This is a genomic window from Providencia sp. PROV272, assembly GCF_049901975.1.
Taxonomy (GTDB): domain Bacteria; phylum Pseudomonadota; class Gammaproteobacteria; order Enterobacterales; family Enterobacteriaceae; genus Providencia; species Providencia stuartii.
In genome coordinates this window covers 582265-605875 of the sequence record NZ_CP096291.1, presented here as the reverse complement: position 1 = coordinate 605875, position 23611 = coordinate 582265, and the positions used below count along the sequence as shown (strand labels likewise).

The 23611-nt window shown below is 42.8% G+C and carries 21 protein-coding genes; 5 read left to right on the top strand and 16 right to left on the bottom strand.

Translation table 11 applies throughout. The features are described from left to right. Positions 1 to 61: 61 nt before the first annotated feature. On the top strand, positions 62 to 565 hold the full coding sequence (locus M1E93_RS02650) for a GNAT family N-acetyltransferase (RefSeq protein WP_169342152.1): 504 nt from the start codon (positions 62 to 64) through the stop codon (positions 563 to 565). 94 nt (positions 566 to 659) lie between these two features. Here M1E93_RS02650 and deoD read toward each other — a convergent pair whose 3' ends face one another. The 10 genes from deoD to M1E93_RS02600 all read right to left on the bottom strand — a co-directional run bounded on the left by deoD (position 660) and on the right by M1E93_RS02600 (position 12778). Beyond that, positions 660 to 1376, bottom strand: a complete 717-nt coding sequence (gene deoD, locus M1E93_RS02645; RefSeq protein WP_004926652.1) for a purine-nucleoside phosphorylase — start codon at positions 1374 to 1376, stop codon at positions 660 to 662. A 157-nt stretch (positions 1377 to 1533) separates the two neighbouring features. After that, positions 1534 to 2757, bottom strand: coding sequence for a phosphopentomutase (gene deoB, locus M1E93_RS02640; RefSeq protein ID WP_014656829.1), 1224 nt, complete (start codon positions 2755 to 2757; stop codon positions 1534 to 1536). A 61-nt stretch (positions 2758 to 2818) separates the two neighbouring features. Further along, positions 2819 to 4141, bottom strand: coding sequence for a thymidine phosphorylase (deoA, locus tag M1E93_RS02635; protein WP_004926646.1), 1323 nt, complete (start codon positions 4139 to 4141; stop codon positions 2819 to 2821). A gap of 53 nt (positions 4142 to 4194) precedes the next feature. Next, the gene (deoC, locus tag M1E93_RS02630) at positions 4195 to 4974 is read right to left on the bottom strand and encodes a deoxyribose-phosphate aldolase (RefSeq protein ID WP_004926644.1); all 780 of its coding nucleotides are present in this window, start codon (positions 4972 to 4974) and stop codon (positions 4195 to 4197) included. Positions 4975 to 5451: 477 nt separating this feature from the next. Then, on the bottom strand, positions 5452 to 6726 hold the full coding sequence (locus M1E93_RS02625) for a NupC/NupG family nucleoside CNT transporter (protein WP_169342151.1): 1275 nt from the start codon (positions 6724 to 6726) through the stop codon (positions 5452 to 5454). 304 nt (positions 6727 to 7030) lie between these two features. After that, a complete protein-coding gene (locus M1E93_RS02620; RefSeq protein WP_004926638.1) occupies positions 7031 to 7813 on the bottom strand; it encodes a metal-dependent hydrolase in 783 nt (260 codons plus the stop codon). Next, entirely contained in the window at positions 7806 to 8960 is a 1155-nt protein-coding gene (locus M1E93_RS02615; protein WP_053110836.1) for a patatin-like phospholipase family protein, read from the bottom strand. The genes M1E93_RS02620 and M1E93_RS02615 overlap by 8 nt, the downstream gene beginning before the upstream one ends. 201 nt (positions 8961 to 9161) lie before the next feature. Continuing rightward, on the bottom strand, positions 9162 to 9572 hold the full coding sequence (locus M1E93_RS02610; RefSeq protein WP_004926633.1) for a BON domain-containing protein: 411 nt from the start codon (positions 9570 to 9572) through the stop codon (positions 9162 to 9164). Between the two features lie 279 nt (positions 9573 to 9851). Then, positions 9852 to 11441: a peptide chain release factor 3 gene (gene prfC / locus M1E93_RS02605; RefSeq protein WP_004926630.1), complete on the bottom strand. Its 1590-nt coding sequence runs from the start codon at positions 11439 to 11441 to the stop codon at positions 9852 to 9854. A 269-nt stretch (positions 11442 to 11710) separates the two neighbouring features. After that, positions 11711 to 12778: a tartrate dehydrogenase gene (locus M1E93_RS02600; RefSeq protein ID WP_004926627.1), complete on the bottom strand. Its 1068-nt coding sequence runs from the start codon at positions 12776 to 12778 to the stop codon at positions 11711 to 11713. A 108-nt stretch (positions 12779 to 12886) separates the two neighbouring features. Here M1E93_RS02600 and M1E93_RS02595 point away from each other — a divergent pair, with 108 nt between their 5' ends. Further along, positions 12887 to 13810, top strand: coding sequence for a LysR substrate-binding domain-containing protein (locus M1E93_RS02595; protein ID WP_004926625.1), 924 nt, complete (start codon positions 12887 to 12889; stop codon positions 13808 to 13810). Positions 13811 to 13831: 21 nt separating this feature from the next. Next, positions 13832 to 14731, top strand: a complete 900-nt coding sequence (locus M1E93_RS02590) for a helix-turn-helix domain-containing protein (RefSeq protein WP_004926622.1) — start codon at positions 13832 to 13834, stop codon at positions 14729 to 14731. A 32-nt stretch (positions 14732 to 14763) separates the two neighbouring features. On the opposite strand, the gene M1E93_RS02585 is transcribed toward M1E93_RS02590, so the two are convergent. The 3 genes from M1E93_RS02585 to M1E93_RS02575 are packed head-to-tail and all read right to left on the bottom strand — an operon-like array spanning position 14764 to position 18337. After that, positions 14764 to 15717, bottom strand: a complete 954-nt coding sequence (locus M1E93_RS02585) for a PDR/VanB family oxidoreductase (RefSeq protein WP_004926619.1) — start codon at positions 15715 to 15717, stop codon at positions 14764 to 14766. Positions 15718 to 15745: 28 nt separating this feature from the next. Beyond that, complete coding sequence (locus M1E93_RS02580) at positions 15746 to 17194, bottom strand: NAD-dependent succinate-semialdehyde dehydrogenase (RefSeq protein ID WP_426207079.1); 1449 nt, start codon at positions 17192 to 17194, stop codon at positions 15746 to 15748. Between the two features lie 15 nt (positions 17195 to 17209). Next, positions 17210 to 18337: an aromatic ring-hydroxylating oxygenase subunit alpha gene (locus M1E93_RS02575; protein ID WP_014656833.1), complete on the bottom strand. Its 1128-nt coding sequence runs from the start codon at positions 18335 to 18337 to the stop codon at positions 17210 to 17212. A 291-nt stretch (positions 18338 to 18628) separates the two neighbouring features. Between M1E93_RS02575 and M1E93_RS02570 the strand changes: the two genes are divergently transcribed. After that, the gene (locus M1E93_RS02570; RefSeq protein ID WP_426207078.1) at positions 18629 to 20197 is read left to right on the top strand and encodes a BCCT family transporter; all 1569 of its coding nucleotides are present in this window, start codon (positions 18629 to 18631) and stop codon (positions 20195 to 20197) included. A gap of 153 nt (positions 20198 to 20350) precedes the next feature. On the opposite strand, the gene M1E93_RS02565 is transcribed toward M1E93_RS02570, so the two are convergent. Beyond that, positions 20351 to 21298, bottom strand: a complete 948-nt coding sequence (locus M1E93_RS02565; protein ID WP_140035165.1) for an IS30 family transposase — start codon at positions 21296 to 21298, stop codon at positions 20351 to 20353. Positions 21299 to 21489: 191 nt separating this feature from the next. Here M1E93_RS02565 and M1E93_RS02560 point away from each other — a divergent pair, with 191 nt between their 5' ends. Next, positions 21490 to 22542 carry a hypothetical protein gene (locus tag M1E93_RS02560; RefSeq protein ID WP_426207077.1) on the top strand — a complete coding sequence of 351 codons (1053 nt, stop codon included), beginning with the start codon at positions 21490 to 21492 and terminating at the stop codon, positions 22540 to 22542. 79 nt (positions 22543 to 22621) lie between these two features. Here M1E93_RS02560 and rimI read toward each other — a convergent pair whose 3' ends face one another. Next, complete coding sequence (rimI, locus tag M1E93_RS02555) at positions 22622 to 23074, bottom strand: ribosomal protein S18-alanine N-acetyltransferase (RefSeq protein ID WP_004926602.1); 453 nt, start codon at positions 23072 to 23074, stop codon at positions 22622 to 22624. After that, positions 23043 to 23453, bottom strand: coding sequence for a DNA polymerase III subunit psi (locus M1E93_RS02550; protein WP_004926599.1), 411 nt, complete (start codon positions 23451 to 23453; stop codon positions 23043 to 23045). Before M1E93_RS02550 ends, rimI begins: the two co-directional genes overlap by 32 nt. Between the last annotated feature and the right edge of the window lie 158 nt (positions 23454 to 23611).

The following is a 23611-nucleotide window of genomic DNA, read 5'->3' as shown; positions in this document are numbered from 1 at the left end:
ACGTTCACTAGGCTTATATGATTAATGATCGTGTTTTCAAATAAAAAAGAGAAATAGCATGATGAACGACATCGTTATCCGTAGAGCAACCTTAGACGATATTCCCGCCGTCACTCAAATGCATATTGATTATTCGGCATACGCTAATACATTACAGCTACCCTACCCATCGACAGAAACTTGGGAGGCACGTCTAGCTACCAATGATCCTCTCGTCACGCATTTTGTTGCTACTCTTGATAATACTGTCGTTGGGATCCTCACTCTCCATCAACCAAGTCAACAACGGCGTAAACATGCCGCGAGTTTTGGCATTACGGTCAGTCAAATGCACCAAGGAAAAGGTATTGGTTCGAAGCTTATGCAAGTGATGGTCGACTACTGTGATAACTGGTTAAACATCCGCCGTATTGAATTAGAAGTGTATGCCACTAATGACAATGGCTTGGGGCTCTATAAAAAGTTTGGTTTTGAACAAGAAGGTGTGATGCGTGATTACGCTTTCCGCGATGGCCAATATGTCGATGCGATTATGATGAGTAGGATTAATAAAAATCGAGGGTAATCAAACCCACTTGGGTGCCATGAGCTTCATTTTTCCCCAAATAAAAATGCCACGTGATGTACGTGGCATTACTCAATTAAAAATCATTTAATGATTATTTATCGCCTAATAGCACTGAATCCAATGCGATTTCAATCATTTCGTTGAACGTTGTTTGGCGCTCCGCTGAGGTTGTTTGCTCACCTGTTTTAATATGGTCAGAAACAGTACAAATGGTCAGCGCACGAGCACCGAACTCCGCAGCCACACCATAAATACCCGCAGCTTCCATCTCAACACCCAGAATGCCGTATTTTTCCATGACTTTGAACATGTCTGGATCAGGAGAATAGAACAGGTCAGCAGAGAATAAGTTACCGACACGAACATTAACATTTTTTGCCTTCGCAGCTTCTACCGCATTATGAACAAGTTCATAGTCAGCAATTGCCGCGAAATCGTGATCTTTAAAACGTTGACGGTTTACTTTCGAATCAGTACATGCCCCCATGCCGATCACAACATCGCGCAGTTTCACATCATCCATTACCGCACCGCATGAACCCACACGAATAATCACTTTTACACCAAAATCAGTGATCAACTCTTTTGCATAGATAGAGCAAGAAGGGATACCCATACCGTGACCCATCACGGAGATCTTACGACCTTTATAAGTACCAGTGAAACCTAGCATACCGCGAACATTATTCACCTGACGCACGTCTTCGAGGAAAGTTTCAGCGATATATTTTGCACGCAGCGGGTCACCTGGCATCAATACGACGTCAGCAAAATCACCCATTTCTGCATTAATATGAGGAGTTGCCATTATTATTATTCCTTATAAATCATTAAATTAAAGGGTTTAACATCATTACCTGATAATAGTAGCGACTGATAATACTCGCTGTCTACGGCAAATGACCCAATACTATCAACAATAAATAAGGCAGTTTCCTGCCTTATTTAGTTTTTATGTTAACCAATTACAGCATTGGCTTGCCGTATTCCATCGGTGATAGATCGAAATATTTAGCGACTGTCTGACCGATATCCGCGAATGTTTCGCGATGACCTAAAAAGCCTGGTTTGACTTTCGGACCATAAATCAGAACAGGAATGTGCTCACGGGTATGGTCAGTACCATGCCAAGTTGGGTCACAACCATGGTCTGCGGTTAAGATCAAAATATCATCTTCTTTGACCAGTTCCATCAGTTCCGGTAAACGGCGGTCAAAGAGTTCTAACGCTGCTGCATAGCCCGGTACGTCACGGCGGTGACCATAAGCGGAGTCGAAATCAACAAAGTTAGTAAATACAATAGTCTTATCACCAGCCAGTTTCATTTCTTTCACGGTTGCGTCGAACAGCGCATCAATCCCTGTTGCTTTGACTTTCTTAGTGATACCTACATGTGCGTAGATATCCGCAATTTTACCGATAGAAACCACTTCACCTTGTTTTTCTTCAACTAATTTTTGCAGCATCGTTGGTGATGGTGGCTCAACGGCTAAGTCATGACGGTTACCGGTACGCTCAAAGCTACCAGCTTTATCGCCAATAAATGGACGTGCGATAACACGACCAATGTTATAGCCGCCGTTTGTCAACTCTTCACGAGCGATTTCACATAGCTCATACAGTTTGTCTAAGCCATAAGTCTCTTCATGGCAGGCGATTTGGAATACGGAGTCAGCGGAGGTGTAGAAAATCGGTTTACCCGTTTTCATGTGTTCTTCACCCAGTTTATCCAAAATAACCGTACCTGAAGAGTGGCAGTTACCTAAGTAACCCGGCAAATTAGCACGTTTAACAATGATATCTAACAGCTCTTGTGGGAAGCTATTTTCTTCATCCGCGAAATACCCCCAATCAAAGAGCACAGGTACACCCGCAATTTCCCAGTGGCCTGATGGTGTATCTTTACCAGACGAGATTTCGCTCGCGTAAGCATAAGCACCGATAATTTCTGAATTGGGATCAAGGCCAGCAGGGAATTTACCGCAAGATGCTTCAGCCGCTTTACCTAAACCCAATTTGGTTAAGTTAGGTAAATGCAGTGGTCCTTGACGACCTTTGTCTGCATCACCACGTGCACAGGCCTCTGCAATATGACCTAATGTGTTTGAACCTTCATCATTAAATTTGTGCGCATCACCGGCTGCACCAATCCCAAAAGAATCCAACACCATAATAAATGTACGTTTCATAACTTCTCTCCTGCGTCATCTTTCCTAATTAGGAAGTGCCACTGATAAAACTGTTTGTCAATTATTCACTAATTTGGCGATAAACCATTGGCGTCGTTTCTGGTTTTTGATCACCAATAACCATGGCTGCACGCACCTCTTTTGCCGCTTCTTCCCACGATTTCTCGCTATTAGCATGAATAATTGCTAGTGGAGTTTGATTATCAACCGAAGTACCTAACGCGGCGATATCGCTCAAACCAACACTATAATCAATCGGATCCGTTGCCTTACGACGGCCACCACCTAATGTCACAACAGACATGCCGAGCGCACGTGTATCCATCGCGGTAATTATACCCGCTTTCTCTGCATACACCGCTTTGCTCAGTACAGCAGTAGGCAAATATTTGTTGTAGTTTTCAACAAAGTCACTTGGGCCTTTTTGAGCCGCAACCATACGACCAAAGACTTCCGCTGCCTTACCGTTATCTAAGACTGCTTGTAATTTTTGGCGAGCTTCTTCTCTATTTGCCGCCAATGAACCAGACACCAGCATTTCAACACACAGCGCCATCGTCACTTCATACAAACGAGGGTTACGGTATTCGCCCGTTAAGAACTGAACGGCTTCGCGTACTTCAACCGCATTACCGGCACTAGAAGCGAGTACTTCATTCATGTCGGTTAACAGTGCGGTTGTTTTACACCCCGCACCATTAGCGACTTTAACAATGGACTCGGCCAGTTGCTCTGATTTTTCGTAGGTTGGCATAAATGCACCTGAACCCACCTTAACATCCATGACTAGTGCATCAAGGCCCTCTGCCAATTTTTTACCTAAAATAGAGGCGGTAATCAGTGGAATAGAGTCAACCGTTGCAGTGATATCACGTGTTGCGTAAAAGCGTTTATCCGCAGGTGCGAGTGAACTCGTCTGCCCAATAATTGCAACACCAACGTCACGAATAATGTCACGAAAACGCTCATCATTAGGGAAAATATCGAAATTAGGGATCGCTTCAAGCTTATCCAGTGTGCCACCGGTATGGCCTAAACCACGCCCCGAAATCATCGGAACATAGCCGCCACATGCCGCTACCATTGGACCTAACATCAATGAGGTGACATCACCAACGCCACCCGTAGAGTGTTTATCGACGAGTGGGCCATTTAAGTTTAATGATTTCCAATTTAAAACAGTGCCTGAATCACGCATTGCTAACGTCAGGGCAACACGCTCAGCCATGGTCATATCATTAAAATAGATGGTCATTGCCAAAGCGGCTATTTGACCTTCAGAAACTGAATTATCGCGTACACCATTAATGAAGAAACGAATTTCTTCTTCGCTCAGTGGTTTACCATCACGTTTTTTACGGATAATTTCTTGTGCCAGAAACACGGTATGCTCCTTAATTCAAACAGAATCTAGGTAATCGCTTAAGCGCGGTCTAATTAATAACTACTGCTTGATTTTTTAGTTTCAAAACCAAGCGTATTCAGCAAATTAGCTAACAGGCTTGATGCACCAAAACGGAAATGGCGAGCATCAACCCAATCTTTACCTAAAATTCTATCTGCTAATGCTAAGTATTGAGCAGCTTCTTCAGCGGTACGCACACCACCAGCCGGTTTAAAACCCACTGTTTTTGCTACGCCCATATCATGGATCACTTGCATCATGATCTCAGCACTTTCAAGGGTGGCGTTAACAGGTACTTTACCTGTTGATGTTTTAATGAAATCTGCTCCTGCTTTAATTGAAATTTCAGAAGCCTTACGGATCAGAGCCGGATCTTTTAGCTCACCCGTTTCAATAATGACTTTCAAAAGTACATTTGCAGCAGCGCAAGCCTCTTTACAGGCTTTCACTAAATCAAAACCAATTTTTTCGTTCCCAGCCATTAATGCACGATACGGGAAAACCACGTCAACCTCATCTGCACCATAAGCGATTGCCGCACGCGTTTCAGCCAGTGCAATATCAATATCGTCATTACCGTGAGGGAAGTTAGTCACTGTTGCAATACGCACTTCTGGCGTACCTTGCTCACGTAGTGCTTTACGGGCAACAGGGATGAAACGAGGGTAGATACAGATGGCAGCCGTTTGCCCTGCAGGACTTTTCGCTTGATGACACAGTGCAATCACTTTCTCATCAGTATCGTCATCATTCAGGGTGGTTAAATCCATTAGATTTAGTGCGCGTTGCGCAGCTACAGTTAAATCAGTCATAAAAACTCTCCAACTTTGTGAATTCTGTCAGAACAACACGTTCTTTGTTGGCGAGCGGGCTTGGTTCCTTAAAGATGCTACTCGAAAACCCGAATGTAGCAGCTGAATTCCTTCTCACCGCACAATGCCCTAGAGTGTATGCACTCTGAGAACTAGCAGTCCATAGCAGCTAATTTATACCTATTTGACCATGGAACTCGGCTATTTTATGTGCCACAAATCACATTAATTGCCTGAAAGTTACATTGTTAAATACATATTTGTGAACAATGTCTCAATTATACGCTAATTAGTCTCAATTTTATTCTCTCAAATGGCTTTTTATGACTTTTTTTGTCACTTCACGCCATAAATACACTTGATTAAGCGTAGTTCAAAAATAGAAGGATGAAATAAAAAGTAAGAAAGAATATAGCTGAAAATAATGAAATAATAATGAAAGAGAAAGGGCATTTGCCCTTTCTCAAAGATTTGAGGTTATATAATTGCGAGTGTTAGGAAGAAACCAGCAATTGTTGCACTCATTAAGTTAGAGAGTGTACCCGCGAGAACCGCTTTCATACCTAAGCGTGCCACATCACCACGACGGTTTGGCGCCATGCCCCCAAGCCCCCCAAGTAAGATAGCCACAGAAGATAGGTTAGCGAACCCACACAGTGCAAATGAAATAATGGCTTTAGTGTGATCAGACAGAACTTGCTTACCGGCTGCAAGTACATCCGCATCGGCTTTCATGTATTCACCAAAGTTCATAAAGGCCACGAATTCGTTGACAACAATTTTCTGTCCAATAAATGAACCTGCAATTGTTGCTTCACTCCATGGCACACCGATCAAATAAGCAATCGGAGCAAACAACCAACCTAGAATTAATTCAAGAGACAGTTCAGGGTAATCGAACCAGCCACCAATACCACCTAAGATACCGTTAATTAGGGCGATTAAAGCGATAAATGCCAGTAACATCGCACCTACGTTCAAGGCCAATTGCATACCGGAAGCAGCACCTGAAGCGGCTGCATCGATAATATTTGCAGGGCGCTCATCTTCAGCAATCAGCTCTGTCGCATTGACATTATCATACGCTTTTTCCGTTTCTGGCACTAAGAGTTTAGCAAACAGTAATCCACCTGGCGCCGCCATGAATGATGCTGCAATCAAGTATTCCATTGGAACACCCATTTGAGCATAGCCTGCCAGTACAGACCCAGCAACAGAGGCCAAACCACCACACATTACCGCGAATAACTCAGAGTTGGTCATGGTAGAGATATAAGGACGTACAACTAATGGTGCTTCCGTTTGCCCAACAAAGATATTCGCTGTTGCAGATAGAGACTCCGTCCTTGATGTGCCAAGTACTTTTTGCAGGCCACCACCAAGAATCTTGATAACCAGCTGCATAATGCCAAGGTAGTAAAGAACGGCAATTAAAGAAGAGAAGAAGACAATAATTGGCAGTACACGTAGTGCGAAAATAAACCCGCCGCCGCCGAATAGTTCAAACATTTTGTCAGAAACAAGGCCGCCAAAAATAAAGTTCATCCCATCTTGGCCATAACTGATGACTTTAGAAACGCCATCAGACATCCCTTGTAATACGCTACGACCTGCTGGTACATAAAGCACGAATGCACCGATAACGATTTGGATAAGGAAAGCCCCGCCAACGGTACGGAGTTTAATCGCTCGACGATTGCTGGAAAATAGTACGGCAATACCAATCAGTACTGCCATCCCAACCAGACTCATAATGAGTTGCATGGAAGTATCCCTGTTCACTTAATGCTAGATTGATGTAGAAAGAGAACCCATAAGTTCCCTTGACTCTTTGTGCGATGATTATACCTAGTCCCTTCCAAGAACCCGCAACCTACGTCACAAATACGCAGTGTAAAAAGTAACAAAAATTCAGTTCTTGTGACCAAAATCACATTTAATTATCAGTTTAGTCTGGAAAGCATCGTAGAACACAAAAAATAGGTGAAAAATCGAACGAGATATGCCGATGGAGGAATATAAACCAACTGTTCACTTAAGTGAATTTTGATGGCCTTTATTTGAGCAGATTAAATAATGATAGGCTATTTATGTAAAGTTGCTGCGCAATTTCATCTGGACTTTCGTGGCGTAGTTCACATAACGACTGAAAAATCCATTGAATGCGCTCAGGGCGATTGGGTTCGCCTTGAAAACCAGAGACAGGCATATCTGGTGCATCCGTTTCAAACACCAGTGAAGTAAGAGGTAACTGAGCTATCGCTTGGCGAGTTTTATTAGCTCGTTCGTAGGTGATGGTGCCCCCTACTCCAATCGAATAACCCAATTTAATAAAGGCTTGAGCCTGAGATAAGCTCCCCGCAAACCCGTGAATAACCCCACATGCAGGAACAGGATAACGGCGCAATATTGCCGCTAATTGGTCATGGCTTTTTCGCGAATGTAAAATAACAGGTCGATCATATTGCTTCGCCAATTTTAGCTGTGCAATCAAGACACGTTGTTGTAAATCAAACAAGGGCTCTTGCATATAGAGATCAAGACCGATTTCCCCTACTGCAACACATTTTGGGCTATGTTGATGGAGATATTCAGCCAATGTTTCCAAGTGGTGTTCTTGAAAAACATTTAAATACAAAGGGTGCAAGCCGATAGCGGCATGCAGTTGTTGATGATCATGTGCTAACCCCCAAACACGCTCAAAATTATCGGCACTGACAGCAGGAATAATAATATCAGTGACCCCTGCCGCTTGAGCAGCCTCTAGGCTTTTATTGATATCACCAATAAAAGGTGGGAAATCAAAATGGCAATGTGTATCAATAAATCGGTTAGTCATTTTTCTCGTTGATCTGTTGCGCCGGCTCCTCATTGGCTGCCACAATTGCGCCCGTCATAATGGCTTGTGCTGTATCGGTCGCTTTTTTCGCTTTACGTTGAGCGACTAATTCACCATCATTCTGCGCATCAGATATCGCCTCTTCATAATCTTGGAGGATCTGCATCTCTTCATGGGCTGCACTTTCAAAACTAAAGCGATTGACGGCATCATTATTCATTGTAAAGCAGTGACCCAATGCGGCAATAAAATAGCGCCCACAACGACGACCGACATGATAATCCTGATTAAGTGCTGATAAGCGGCTTCCTAATGCACTACTTTTTAACGGTGTCGGTGGATAAATTTCAAAAATCTGTAAATCACCCGGTGGATTTTCAATAAACTCTTGAGTACGACGATAACTTTTCAGATGAACTTTTAGCATGGTTGCCATTCGTTGTAGACCATACTTTTCACCTTCTAGCCAGCGAGTCATTCTCTTGACCCATTCAGGGGTAAAGTACATTTGTGAAGGCACCGTACGGATGACGACAATCGTGTCAGCGCCCTGACGATATGCCTCTTCAACTGGTATCGCCGCACTGATCCCACCATCGTGATACAAAGTCCCTTCAAACTCAACCCCCATGCGGTAAAAACCGGGGATCGCACTGGATGCCCGAATGATATCGAGCCATGTATCCGCATTAGGCTTTAAAAATTCGGCTTCAAAATCATCGCTACGGCTTGCCCCCATATAAAACTCACGCCCCGCCTCCATTAACTCAATGCCAGAGGAGATATGCAGAGGAAACTCTTTCGAGGTGCTTTCCACTAACCAATCTAAATCGATTAAATGCCCCCCTCGAATAAAACGCAGTGGGTTGAAAAAGAGTGGGCTTGTCGTATAACGCGTGATCACTCGCCTAGCATAGCCATATTGACCACAGATATAAGCAGAGAGATTTTGTGCTCCCGCCGATGTGCCAATCATGATATCAAAGGGGTTAAAGCCTGTTTTTAAAAACTCATCCAAAACACCGGCCGTAAAAATACCGCGTTGCCCTCCACCTTCACAGATAAGCGCTGTTTTTCCTTTATTTAGCTCATCATAAAAAGCCAAAGGCTCAATACTGCCAAGTGTTACTGATACATGTTTTCCCATCTTCGTCCCCTGACAACCTTCTACACATAGCGATAGGATGCCTATGTATAAACACAGCCCCATAAAGTAAATTGTCACGAATCAACAATGTAAAAACTGAACCTCTCAGTGAGGTTCAGTTTTTAACTTTGAGCAAATTATTTTAGTCGCTCAACTCACCCAATATGTGCTGACTTGAGCTATTGTGCTGGCCGTTATCGATTAATTCGCCACAACTAAACCATTTTGTACTGATTTTACACCTTCAACCATCGAGACAACCTGAACAATTTTATCGACTTGGTTATTCGATTTCACAAACCCAGAGAGGTAAACAACGCCGTTGACTGTCTTCACCGAAATCGAATTACTGTCGATACCACTGGTTGTTAGCAGCTTACTTTTGACCTTAGCAGTGATGGAGGAATCATCCATATAGTTATCGACACTTTTCGCGCCACTGGATATCGCTTCGCTGGTATCTTTCCCTGCAATATCTGCTGTTTTAACTGCGCTATCCCAAGTTTCAGCAGCTTGCTCTTTCAATGGGGAGTTTGCCGATGAGCTACACGCAAATAAGGTCCCACTTAACCCAATAACAATTAAAGAACGTAAAAGTGCTGAATGTTTCATCGGTACCTTCCTTATCAACTACTGTTTTAAGTATTGAAATACCCACTGTATCGCCATAATCGACGTCATACGCCATATGCCTAAGCGCTGTCGCTATTTCAATTGATAACTATAGACTATGGGAAAAGCCCCTTGAAATAAAGTATTCAAACGCAAAAGACAGAGTAATCTGCAATATTTAGATAAAAAAACAGGAGAGTATTCGAAAATGGATGGTTAATTTGGGAAAACCCACTACAAAAAAGGCCTTTCTGTAGTGGGCTTAGCCTGAAAATAAAATTAGTGTTCGCGGGTTTTACGGAATTTGACTTCCGGATAACGCTCACTGGTCAAGTTTAGGTTAACCATGGTTGGAGCGATATAAGAAAGATTATCGCCGCCATCAAGTGCTAGGTTCTGCTCGTTCTTACGCTTAAATTCTTCGAATTTCTTCGCGTCATCACACTCAACCCAACGTGCCGTTGATACGTTAACCGCTTCATAAATGGCTTCAACGTTATATTCACTCTTCAAACGAGATACAACGACATCAAACTGCAACACCCCCACAGCACCAACAATCAAATCATTATTGGTCAGTGGACGGAAAACCTGTACAGCCCCTTCTTCTGACAACTGAACCAACCCTTTAAGCAATTGTTTTTGCTTTAATGGGTCGCGCAAACGAATACGACGGAACAGCTCAGGTGCAAAGTTAGGGATCCCCGTAAATTTCAGATCTTCCCCTTGTGTGAAGGTATCACCAATTTGGATCGTACCGTGGTTATGTAAACCAATAATGTCACCCGCATACGCATTTTCGACATGAGAGCGATCACCTGCCATAAAGGTCAGCGCATCAGAGATGACGACATCTTTTTTCGTACGCACCTGACGCAGCTTCATACCTTTTTCATAAGTTCCTGAAACAATACGCATGAAAGCAACACGGTCACGGTGTTTTGGATCCATATTCGCCTGAATTTTGAAGACGAAACCGGTAAATTTCTCTTCTGTAGCTTCAACTTCACGCACATCAGTTTGACGTGGCTGAGGCGATGGCGCCCACTGGACTAAACCATCTAACATATGATCCACACCAAAGTTACCAAGTGCAGTACCAAAGAAAACCGGAGTCAATTCGCCTTCAAGGAAAGCATCATGATCGAACTCATGAGAGGCCCCTTTTACCAACTCCAACTCATCACGTAGCTGAGCCGCTAATTCGTCACCGACTTCTTTATCTAAATCAGGGTTATCTAACCCTTTAATAATACGGACTTCTTGGATTGTATGACCTTGGCCTGTTTGATAAAGGATCGTTTCATCACGTAATAAGTGATAAACCCCTTTGAACAACTTACCGCAACCAATGGGCCACGTAATTGGGCAACATGCGATATTCAGCTCATTTTCAACTTCGTCCATTAACTCCATTGGGTCACGAATATCACGGTCAAGTTTATTCATAAAAGTCAAAATCGGCGTATCACGCAAGCGAGTGACTTCCATCAATTTGCGAGTTCTATCCTCAACCCCTTTACCGGAGTCGATGACCATCAAGCAGCAGTCAACCGCCGTTAAAGTACGATAAGTATCTTCAGAGAAGTCTTCGTGCCCCGGGGTATCCAACAAATTAACTAAACAATCATGATAAGGGAATTGCATCACCGATGTGGTAATTGAGATACCACGTTGCTTTTCCATCTCCATCCAGTCTGATTTTGCGTGTTGATTTGAACCGCGGCCTTTTACCGTTCCCGCACGCTGAATCGCTTGCCCAAATAGCAATACTTTTTCAGTAATGGTGGTTTTACCTGCGTCAGGGTGAGAGATGATCGCAAACGTCCTGCGCGCGTTGACTTCATGTAGAAAATTCTGATCTGCCATTTAACCGTTCTTTTTTGTTTGAATACAGATTTGTACATGCATTAGGAGAGGCAATAGGTGGCTCTTAGCTCAGCAAATCCGTCTTGTTAATCGAAATTGGCGGCTATTTTCTCAGATCTTAGGGTCATAAACAATCAAAGGTCACTTAATTGATAGCGATTGTTACCGAGAAAGAGACTCTTTTGTTACTGCCATTAAACTAATTAAAACAGAACGGACGACACGCCAAAGCCATCAAGGAGCCTCAGTAGGCTCCCCAAAAAGAGTGACTATTTGGCTAAAATCAGATCAGCAATGGCTTGCCCAAGTTGCTGTGTACTTGCATTTCCGCCCATATCGCGAGTCAAGTGATGGCGCTCTTTGATCACCGTTTCAACCGCATCCATAATGGTATCATGCATTGCTGGGCAGCCGAGATGCTGCATCATCATTGCGGCCGCCCAAATAGTGCCGATTGGGTTAGCAATATTTTGCCCCGCAATATCAGGCGCTGAACCATGTACTGGCTCAAACATAGATGGGAACTGTTTTTCAGGATTAATATTCGCAGAAGGTGCAATGGCAATGGTTCCGGTACAGGCAGGGCCTAAATCCGACAAAATATCACCAAACAAATTGGAGCCTACAATCACATCATAAAATTCAGGCATTCTGACCAAGTTAGCGGCGAAAATATCAATATGGAATTGATCCACTTTCACATCAGGGTAGTGTTTTGCCATTGCCGCAAAACGGCTATCCCAATAAGGCATTGAGTGAAAAAGGCCATTTGATTTCGTTGCCGAACTTAAATGTTTTTTCTCCCGTGATTGTGCCAATTCGAACGCATATTTTAATATTCGATCCGTACCTTTACGGGTAAAAATACTTTGCTGAGACACCACTTCATCTTCAGTACCTTCATACTGAATGCCGCCAATAGCCGAATACTCCCCTTCTACGTTTTCACGTACCACATAGAAATCAATATCACCGGGTTTTTTATCGGCTAAAGGGGATTTGATCCCTTCAAATAGGCGTACCGGACGCAAATTAACATATTGGTTGAAAGCACGGCGGATGGGTAACAACAGCCCCCAAAGTGAAATATGGTCAGGCACACCAGGGAACCCGACTGCGCCAAGGAAAATAGCATCAAATTTTTTTAACTGTTCTAAACCATCTTCAGGCATCATTCGCCCTGTACGATGGTAAGTTTCACAGGACCAATCAAAATGGGTAAAGTTAAGCTTTACCTGATGTTGACTTGCTGCGGCCTCTAAGACTTTTAATCCCTCAGGTATAACTTCTGTTCCTATACCATCACCTGGAATGACTGCGATATTAAATTGTGACATGTCACGGCACTCCCACAACAATAAATTTTATGAGTAAGTAAGATCTCCAGTTTATGGGTTGCTGTGATAAAGTATAGCGTCGAAGTGTAATCTTTGGGTTTACAAACTATGAACAAGCTACCCGCATTGGAAGACATTAGAGTATTTGTCACTGTTGCTCGCTTAATGAGTTTTTCACGAGCCGCGGAGCAACTGCTTGTTTCACCCGCCTATGTCTCCAAACGCATAAAATTACTTGAAGAAAATCTCGGACAGACGCTATTTCTGCGAGCATCCCGCTCAATTAATTTAACTCATGAAGGACGCATTGTTCTGAGCAGTGGTGAGCGGCTATTACACGAACTCGACAATATGCACAATGCGTTAAACGCCTGTCGAGAGGAGATCCGTGGTGAGTTAAGGGTCAGTTGCAGCACAGGCTTTGGTAGCGCCTATCTCAACCCCTTTATCCTAGCATTACGTGCTAACTATCCACTCTTAGGGATCGACCTTACTTTAACCGATCGTTCCATTGATATTATCAGCGAAAACATTGATCTCGATATTTATATTGGTGGCACAATCCCCGATCATTACATTGCGAAGCAAATCGCCAAAAATAAACGCATTCTCTGCGCTTCCCCTGCTTATTTAGAGCAGCATGGCAGCCCTAATCATCCTCAAGAGCTAGAAAAACAACATTTTTGCATTACGATTAAAGAGCGCAACCAAGCACCTGCACAATGGAAACTACAACATCAAACAGAAAGTATGACGGTGGCACCAAATAGTAAGCTCATGGTGAACAATGGTGATGTCGCTAAACAGTGGTGTATCGGCGGTGAAGGTATTTTGTTGCGTTCATTATGGAGTGTACTACCGGAGTTAGAGAGCGGGAAATTAATTCGCGTACTTCCACAATGGAGCCAACCTGCTGATGTGTATGCCGTTTATTCACGCACCGCCCGCAATAATGCAAACTTGCGCGTTTTTATTGAAAATTTAACAGAATACTTATCAAAACATTTACCGCATCAATTTCAGGATGAATAAACAAAAGGTGGACATGAGCCGATGAAAGACACGCAAACATTTGGACAACGTTTGCTGGCCTTATTGAAACAACAAAAAATGAGCCAGTTAAAAGCCGCTGAAGCACTTGGTGTTTCTCGGACTGCCGTCAACAAGTGGACAAAAGGCGGTATGATTGATGAAAACAACCTTGAGAAATTAGCACAATTACTGAATGTTGATAAAATATGGCTCAAATATGGTGAATACACCAATCACGCCTCTACCGCTTCACACCCAGCCATTGTTCGTAATATCAATGAAGTGCATCTTCAAGAGTCCACTGAGATCGTTACTTGGGAATGGGATTTACTCACGGGCGAACTGAACTATTCGGATAATGTTGAAGATGTTTACGGCATCAAAATCACCACTAATGATGATTTTTGGGCTTTAATGAACCAAGAATCGAAAGATAAATTAGTGAATGGTTACTCAAAGATCATTCGTGAAGGTGGCGCCCATGAAATGGATTTTAAAATTGCGTGGGATGATGGCTACCGATGGATCACCTCACGAGCAACCGGTGTTAAAGGCCCAAATGGTAAAGTGACTAAATTGGTGGGGATCAGCCTAGATAACACCGAACGTAAAAATACAGAACTACGGCTACGTAAAATTAAGTGCTACTTTGATGTCTTACTCGCTCACTTTAACCATTTAGTTGTGTTTACCGATAAAGCGGGGGAAATACTTGCCAGTAATCTCGAAAGCCAAACTGCGGATATCGATTATTTGGAATTACAGCGCTTACTCTATCAACTCGCTATCAATCATAAGCCGTGGTTAGAAGGGGTGTATAGTAAAGGTCACGGCCACATTCACTTCCAAGACCGTGAAATTAGTGCCTCTTATCATCTCAATGATGAGCAGCAGCCATTCCTCATGTTTCAGCTTAAATAACACAAAAGCCCCATTATCGGGGCTATCATACATTACAAATCTAACACTAACCGTTTAGTCTTAGCACGCGAAACACACAACATCATGGTCTTCTGCTCCGCACGCTCATCATCATCAAGGTAGTGATCGCGATGATCTGCCTCGCCTTCTAAAATTGCCGTTTCACAAGTGCCACACACGCCATTGCGGCACAAACATTCAACCTGAATACGTTTATCTGCTTCGATCGCCTGCAAAATGGAGACATCTTCGCTGATATTTAAGCTAAACCCTGAACGTTGGAAATAAACCTCAAAAGCCTCGCCTTCATTTGCTACTTCACCAAAGTTTTCAAAATGAACTTGAGATTCACCTAAATGTGCATTGCCATGTTCGATAACCGCATTAATTAATGATTCAGGGCCACACACATAAACATGGCTATTTTTGGGTTGCGCTTTAACCAACTGCTCGACAGATAGGCGCTGCGCTTTCGCATTATCATAAAGATATAATCGTTCCCCCAATCGCTCTTGAAGCTGTTCAACAAAAGCAGCCGTATTTTGATCGCGAAAACAGTAATGAAGCTCGAATTCCATACCCGTTTGCTCTAATTCATAAAGGTATGAGAGGAACGGGGTAATACCAATCCCTCCCGCAATCAAAATATGCTTACAAGAACTGTCATGTTTCAATGAAAAATAGTTTTGAGCAGGCGATAAATAAACTAAATCCCCTTCCGCTAACTGTTCATGCATATAAGCAGAGCCGCCTTTCGAGTTCTCATCGCGTAGCACAGAAATACGGTAACAATGGCAATCTTTAGGATCGCTAATTAACGAATAAGCCCGCTGTAATCCCAGCTCTTCGTTCATATGTACCGTAATATGGCTCCCCGCACTAAACGGTTCAAGCAAGGTCTCTTTTGCAACGAACTCGAACATTTTAATGGTTGGGCTAAGTTGCTCTATGCGGCTAACATTTACGGCTATTTTTTGTTGGCTCATCACAATTCCCTCTTTTACTGATTACTGGCTAAGCGATGTCAATACACAGATATTTCACGGTCAGGTAGTCCTCTATGCCATATCGGGAACCTTCTTTGCCTAGGCCCGATTGCTTAACACCACCAAATGGAGCAACTTCATTGGAGATCAGGCCTGTATTAATCCCAACCATGCCGCTTTGCAGTTTCTCTGCCACGCGATAAACACGACCAATATCTTTTGAAAAGAAATAGGCGGCTAAACCATAAATCGTATTATTCGCTCGCTTAATAACCTCATCTTCATCACGAAAACGAATAAGTACCGCAATAGGGCCAAAAATCTCTTCGTGTACGATATCCATTGAATCATCCACATCCACTAACACTTTTGGATTGATAAAATTACCTTGCTCAGTGATTTCACTCCCCAACGTTAGCTGCTTGGCACCTTTAGCAAGTGCATCTTTAACTAATAGATTCATATTATCGATGGCTCGAGATGTAATCATAGGCCCAATATCAGTATCCTCATCCAACCCATTTCCAACACGTAACTGGCTTACTTTCGCAGTGAATTTCTCGATAAATGGCGCATAGATGGACTCATGAATATAAAAACGATTCACACAAACACAGGTTTGCCCACCATTACGAAATTTTGCCTGTATTGCGCTGTTTACCGCTTTATCAATATCCGCATCATCAAACACAATAAAAGGGGCATTTCCCCCAAGCTCTAAAGCGCTTTTTTTGATCGTTGAGGCACACTGCTCATACAGTTGACGTCCAACTTGCGTAGAGCCAGTAAAAGAAAATTTACTGATCAATTCATGGCGTGTGAGTAATTCCCCTAAAACACGAGATTCCCCTGTCACAATGTTCAGCACCCCAGCAGGCACGCCAGCTTGTTGCGCCAACTCAGCAAGTGCGAGAGCCGTAAACGGTGTTTCACTGGCGGGTTTGATGATCATGCTACAGCCCGCTGCTAATGCGGGAGCGGCTTTGCGCGTGATCATTGCGGCGGGGAAGTTCCATGGCGTAATGGCACTACACACACCAATCGGTTGCTTGATGGTTAAAAGACGGTTGCTAGCTACGGTTTGCGGGATCGTCTCACCATAAACTCGCTTGCCTTCCTCTGCAAACCATTCGATAAACGAGGCGGCATAACGAATTTCCCCTTTAGCCTCATTCAACGGTTTGCCCTGCTCTAATGTCATCAGCAAACCTAAGTCATCCATATTGGCTTCAATCAATGTAAACCAGCGATGTAAAATCGTAGCACGTTGTTTTGCCGTGAACTGACGCCAAGCCTCCATCGCATGATGTGCCTTCACAATCGCATCATTCACCTGCTCTGGTGAAAGGCTGGGTACAGTACCCAGCACCGATTGATCCACAGGGTTCAATACTGAAATAGTCTTCGAACTATCCACCCATTGACCATTGATATAGCAAGACTGGCGGAATAGCGCTGGGTTATTTAACCTATTCATGTGCTATTTCTCCCGTCACTCAGTGTGTGCCGTTGCAATCAGCTTATGGAAGTGTGCGACGCCATGCTCACTGATCCCACTACGTTGCCTATCAGCCATGATCCGCCCTTGCCCTCGATAGCCACGGGAACGTAACCCTTTTTGAACACTCTCAACGAGGCGCAGATCTTCTGGGCGAAATACCGTCCGATACCACTCCACTAAATTCTTTTGGTACTCCGTCAATTCTTCGTTTAAGAAATAGATATCGTAATGCTGCAACGTTTCTCCCGCACTAACCGGAAACTCATAAATGACGGTCATAAAATCACCACCTGGCGGCATATTAAACATGGTGCTAGGCCAAATCCAAAAGCCGAAGAAACGTGGATTGACTACTGATTCATCAAATTGATATGACGACTCTGAAGGTTTGGCTTGACCAATCTGTACCGTCCAGTTTTCATTCAACTGGTGCTCATACACATTGACATCGACCGAGCTAGCAAAACTGACATGGTTTGTTGGACAGTGATAACATTCGATATAGTTATCAACAATCGTCTTCCAGTTAGCTGGCGTATGGCTGACAAAGCGTGCCGCTAATTTCAGATCACGGATCACTGAGCAAGCTTCTTCCATTTTTGCCGCTAATCCAGGCAGTTGCTCCTCGATAGGTTGAGGCTCCCCTTCTGTCAAATTAATATAAATAAACCCTGCGTGCTCAATCACATGAAAACTGCTCAATGACATGGCATCGGCTTCAAAGTTATTCACGTTTTCGCAGTTTGTCGCATGTGCCAATTGACCATCCAATTTGAATGCCCAAGCATGATAAGGGCAAGTGATGACATTTTTCATTTTACCGCTTTCACCACTGATCAACTGATGGCCTCGATGCGGGCAGACATTATAAAAGCCCCGCAAAACATCATCTCGCCCCCTAACGATAACAAGGCTTTCGCCAATCAACTGGCGAGTGATATAGGCATTTTTCTCTTTCACCTCACTACTGTGAGCAACACAAACCCAAGAGTTAGCAAAGATATTTTCTTTTTCGAACTCAAATACGTCATCTGACGTGTAATAGCGTGCAGGAATGGTCCACGCATTATCAATATCAAGGTGATCATTAATCGAAATGACTTTTTTTGCATTGCTCATCATTATTGCCTCACTTATGTAAACTTATAGTTAACATGTTTTTTGGGAATGTTAATCTAGATCTCAATAATGATCAAACGAAATATTAAACATTATTATAACAATAATAATTTACCTATTTAAAACATATAGATAATGACATATCGTGAAATACATTTGTTAATTGCAGGTTAATTAATTGTTGACCACGCAATATTTTCATGGATATTCTCTGTAAACCAAAAGTAGCATTCCCTGCAAACCAACTCTCATTAAAAGACATAAAAATAAGTGAGCAACTGGAGAAGAGGTATGATGAATAATAAGAAATCTGTATTTTACGTATCACTCGCCTTTAGTCTGGTATTAATCAGCTTAGGCGCCTTTATACCTGACAAACTCGAAGCATTTTCAAATTACTCTCTGGGTTTTATCTATAACAATTTAGGTTGGTTTATACTCGGAGCCGTTTTTATCTTTTTTAGTTTTTGTATGTATCTCGGTTTTTCAAAGTTTGGTCATATTCGGCTTGGAGAGGACAGTGATCGCCCCGAATATCGTACCGCAACATGGGTTGGAATGTTATTTAGTGCATCGATTGGGATTAGCCTCGTGTTTTGGGGAGTTGCCGAGCCTGTTTCTTACTATATCAGCCCTCCAGTTGGTACAGGCTATACCGAACAAGCAGCAAAAACCGCCATGCAATATGTCTATTTACATTGGGGGGTCTCAGCTTGGGCCTGCTATGCCTTAGTCGGTGTATCATTAGCCTTTTTCCAATTTAGAAAGAAATTACCTTCATCGCTGAGCTCTGTGTTTTACCCACTGATCGGTGAATGTATCAAAGGCTCGATAGGGAAATGGGTCGATGTATTAGTGGTATTGTCGATCGTTATTGGTATTGCGACCTCGCTAGGCTTTGGCACACTGCAAGTTAACAGTGGCATGAATTACTTATGGGGGATCCCTGTAAGTATCTGGATCCAAATTGCGATTATTGCAGTGGTCACCATCATTTATATCATGTCGACCATCTCTGGTTTACAAGGTGCGATTAAGCATTTATCTAACTTAAATATGCTATTAGCATTCGCCTTGATGGGTTTTATTCTCTTTGCTGGCCCGACACAAACGATCCTTAAAGTTCTTTTTCAAGGTATTGGTGACTATGTACAAAACTTTGTCAGTATGTCATTCCGTACTGAACCCTATAATGATGGTGCTTGGATTGCGAACTGGACTCTCTTTTACTTCGGCTGGTGGATTGCATGGGCGCCTTTAGTAGGGAGTTTCGTGGCGCGTATTTCCAAAGGGCGTACCATTAAAGAGTTTATGATTGGCGCTGTCTTTATTCCTGTGTTCGGCTCATTCGCTTGGTTTGCCGTGATGGGAGGCTCAGCCATCCATCTTATCCAAAACATGGGACAAAAAGCACTTGCAGAAGCGGTGAAATCAGATGTGACTTCTGCTTTCTTTAAATTCTTAGACTATTTCCCTGCAAGCACCTTCTTATGCGTATTGGCTATGGTTTTAGTGATGGTTTTCTTTATTACTTCAGCAAACTCAGCCGTATTCGTATTGGGAATGGTCAGTGAAAATGGTAACCCAAATCCAACCCATACGACGAAGACCATTTGGGGAGTGGTTATCGCGGCTATTGCTATCGTATTGATCATCACAGGTGGATTATCCGGTTTACAATCTGCTTTAGTTGCCACTGCTATCCCGCTTTCCATATTAATGCTATTGATGTGTTATTCGACATACAAAGGCCTTAATGAAGAGGTCCGCACAGAAAAAGCAGAAAAGAAGTACCGCAAAAAAAGCCAAGTTGTGATCAATCCCCCTATTCTACCTGCATCTGAAAAGCTATCTAAATAACCCTCTAAAAGCCTATTAGAATAAAACCACAGTTTGGATACTGTGGTTTTTCATGCCGTCAAATAAAAAGCATCCGATTATAAGATCAAACACTAATAGATTAAGAAATCGAAAAAAAATAATATTTGGCGGATTCAAGTCCGAAGTGCAACGCTAAGCCGCCTTTCTTAGCTCCGCAAACACCACCGAAGGTTGTCTGAACCCCAGACACTTGCGTGGCCTGCTGTTCAACGCTCCCTGATAGCGTTGTAAGTCTTCTTCTGTCACTGTCCGCAGGTCTGTTCCTTTCGGGATAAACTGTCTTAACAACCCATTCGTATTCTCGTTCAGCCCACGCTCATGCGAGGCATACGGATGGGCAAAGTACGTATCTGCGTTCAGTGCTTCTGCTATCGCCTTGTGCTCACTAAACTCTAGACCGTTATCGAACGTTATTGTGTGACATACATCCTGATACTCACTCAGCAGTGAGATAATGGCCTTACTGACTTCCACCGCATCCTTTGAAAACACCTTTTTTGTCAGGTAAATACGGCTTTTGCGTTCTGCCAGTGTCACGATAGCACCAGTGCCCTGTTTACCCTGCACCAAATCGGCCTCCCAGTCCCCCAGACGGCTACGGTCATCGACGACTGACGGCCGTAGCTCAATGGATACCGCATCAGGGATGCGCCCTCGTTTCTGCCCGTAGCCCTTACGATATCGCCGTTTGCCCTGCCTAAGATGCCTGTACAACTCGCCACCGCTACGCTTATCCGCATAGATATACTGGTAAATCCATTCATGGCTGACGCTAAGACCAATAATGCTGCCAATTGCACTTATTTGCTCAGGACTCCACTTCCACTCCAGAGCAAATATCACGAAATCTATGGTCTGCTGAGGAATTGTCCTTTTGGCAGATGACAGCCGCCTATCACAGCACTTCTGGTGTGCCTGTTGTGGGTTATAACCAGTATCTGAAGTGTTACGCCTCAGTTCACGGGAGACCGTGGACTTGCTTACACCGATACGGATACCTATCTCATGGCAGGATAAATTATCCTCACGCAGTATCGATATCTGGTATCGTTGTCCTTCGGTTAGTTGCTGATACTTCATACTTACTCGCTCATCTTTGGTCGGAAGAGCAGGATAGCTTATCAGTAGCTAACCGTCCTTCCATCTAACATGACCGAGCGTTGCACTTATTATCTGAATTCGCGTTTTTTTATTATTCCTTAATTAATGAATTAGTTTTTATTCATTAAAAATCGTTATCTAACAAATTGAATTATAGGAATAATAAAATTATGCCAGACAATAAAACCATTAATCACATTTTCCTCAGCAGTGAGATCGCCACGCTTTTACAGGAAAAGTCCTATCAATTCGCTTTAAATGGTGGGCCTCAAATATCAGGAAGTCAAAAATTAGCAGAGCAGGTTGCAACTCAGTTATACAACTTATTCAATGATGAAGATAAGAAACTACTGGATGACTATAGGAATGAAAAAATTCCTTATTTAGTTTTTGAAGGGTTTGTGGATACGGACGTTAATGGTGAACCGATTAACCTTCCGAATAAAAGCGCCTTACCGACCCTCCAAGAATTAGAAAGTGATATCGAAATTTTAAAATTGGCCTCACAAGAGCAAATTATTTTAGCATTATTAAATGAAACCACATTTGCTTATGATACTGAAAACCTAGGAAATATTATTAGAATTGTAGCTAACTTTAATGGCGGTGGTGCTGAAAAACGCCAAAATGAAGCCCCTGATGCCAGTTCCCATTCGGGCAAAGCGGTCGTACCATACACTGAAGACCCTTATTACTCCGCAATTAACATTATCGATGGGCACTCCCCTTCACCGTCATCGCTGATACTCACTGCAAGGTGGAACCCTTTATCAGAAACAACAAAAGTAGCCCCCATTAAGCGCATCATTGACCAATTATCACCTGAAGAAATCGTTGCTTTAACCACAGCCAGCTTTGATTTCCGTAAAGCGAAAACAGCCAGTGAAGGAAAAAGTATCGGTGGAAAATGTATTTCTATCCTTGAACTTGATAAGCATGGAAAATTGAATATGAATTATAATTCAGAGCGTTTTTCACTCAATCCCGCGGCTTCAGAATTCGTCCAAAAAACGTATAATAAATTTAATTCTATTGCCGAAAATATGGAATTTGATGCCGTCGATTTGCAGCCATATAGGATGATAGTGATTAATAATAAATTAAGCTTACATAGTCGGGATATTGTAAAAGATAACCGTCGCACACTGGTTCGGCTTTTTGGTTACCGAAAAGATGCTGAATATAATATGGTTAGCCAAGACCCACTCATTGTAAAAGGCTAATATGGCTTAAGTATTCGTATTAAATAATCGGCAGGCAAATTTACCACGACCCATATTCGGCCGTGGTTTAATAATCACATTATGCGTCATTAAACAGGGTTAATGCCAAAATAAGCGCATCTTCTCGCCCCTGCTTTGCAGGGTAATAATCTTTACGTACCGTCACTTGATGAAACCCTAATTTATCATACAGGTGCAGCGCCGGTGCATTCGATTCACGAACTTCAAGCCATAATGTCAAAATCCCTTTATCAACCAGATCCTTAATCAGTTGCTCCATTAACATACGCCCATACCCTTTTCCTTGATAATCGGGGTGCACGGCAATATTAAAGAGTGTTGCCTCATCAAGAACACACTGTGTTATAGCAAAACCAACGATCTGATTATTAAGAGTAATTTTGATGTTATGATACTTTTCCCCTTGGTTTCCATAAAAAACACGCTCAGTCCAAGGAAAATCATGACTTAACTTTTCGATTAAGAAAGCTGTCGCAAGATCAGACTGCTTTAGTGCTGAAATTTTCGTCATATTGATAAATCTGCTCCCAAAGTGCCCGTTTAGCGCTATTGCTGGCTGCCAGCTCATCTAATACAGGAGAAATAAAGGTTGTATTTAACCCTTCTGGATGAGATTGGCCGCCTAAGACCCAACAATTTATTGTTATTGGTGTTGGAAGCATTGCCAATTGCTCTGAATTAATACAAACCACATCCGTTGGATAAATTTTCATCGCCAGAAAAATATCTTTTAACAGACGGTTGTTTAAATCAAGGTTCTCATCAGTAATAATAATAAGCTTAGTCGAATCTGGAATTCTTACACCACGTTCACCACGTAATACAGCAGGGTTTCTCACTACCCATTGAGTGATACCCATTTGATTTAAAAGTCTGTCACGTCGTGCCATTCATTTCATTCCAGTCGCTATGTTAACAACGACATCTTATCAAAGCGGATCAATAGCGCCAACAGAGCAATGCTATTTCCCCATTTTCTGATAAAGTGTGCACAAAATAATTAGGCTTACATACATACCATAAACAATTTGCATTGTAGCTAGACGCT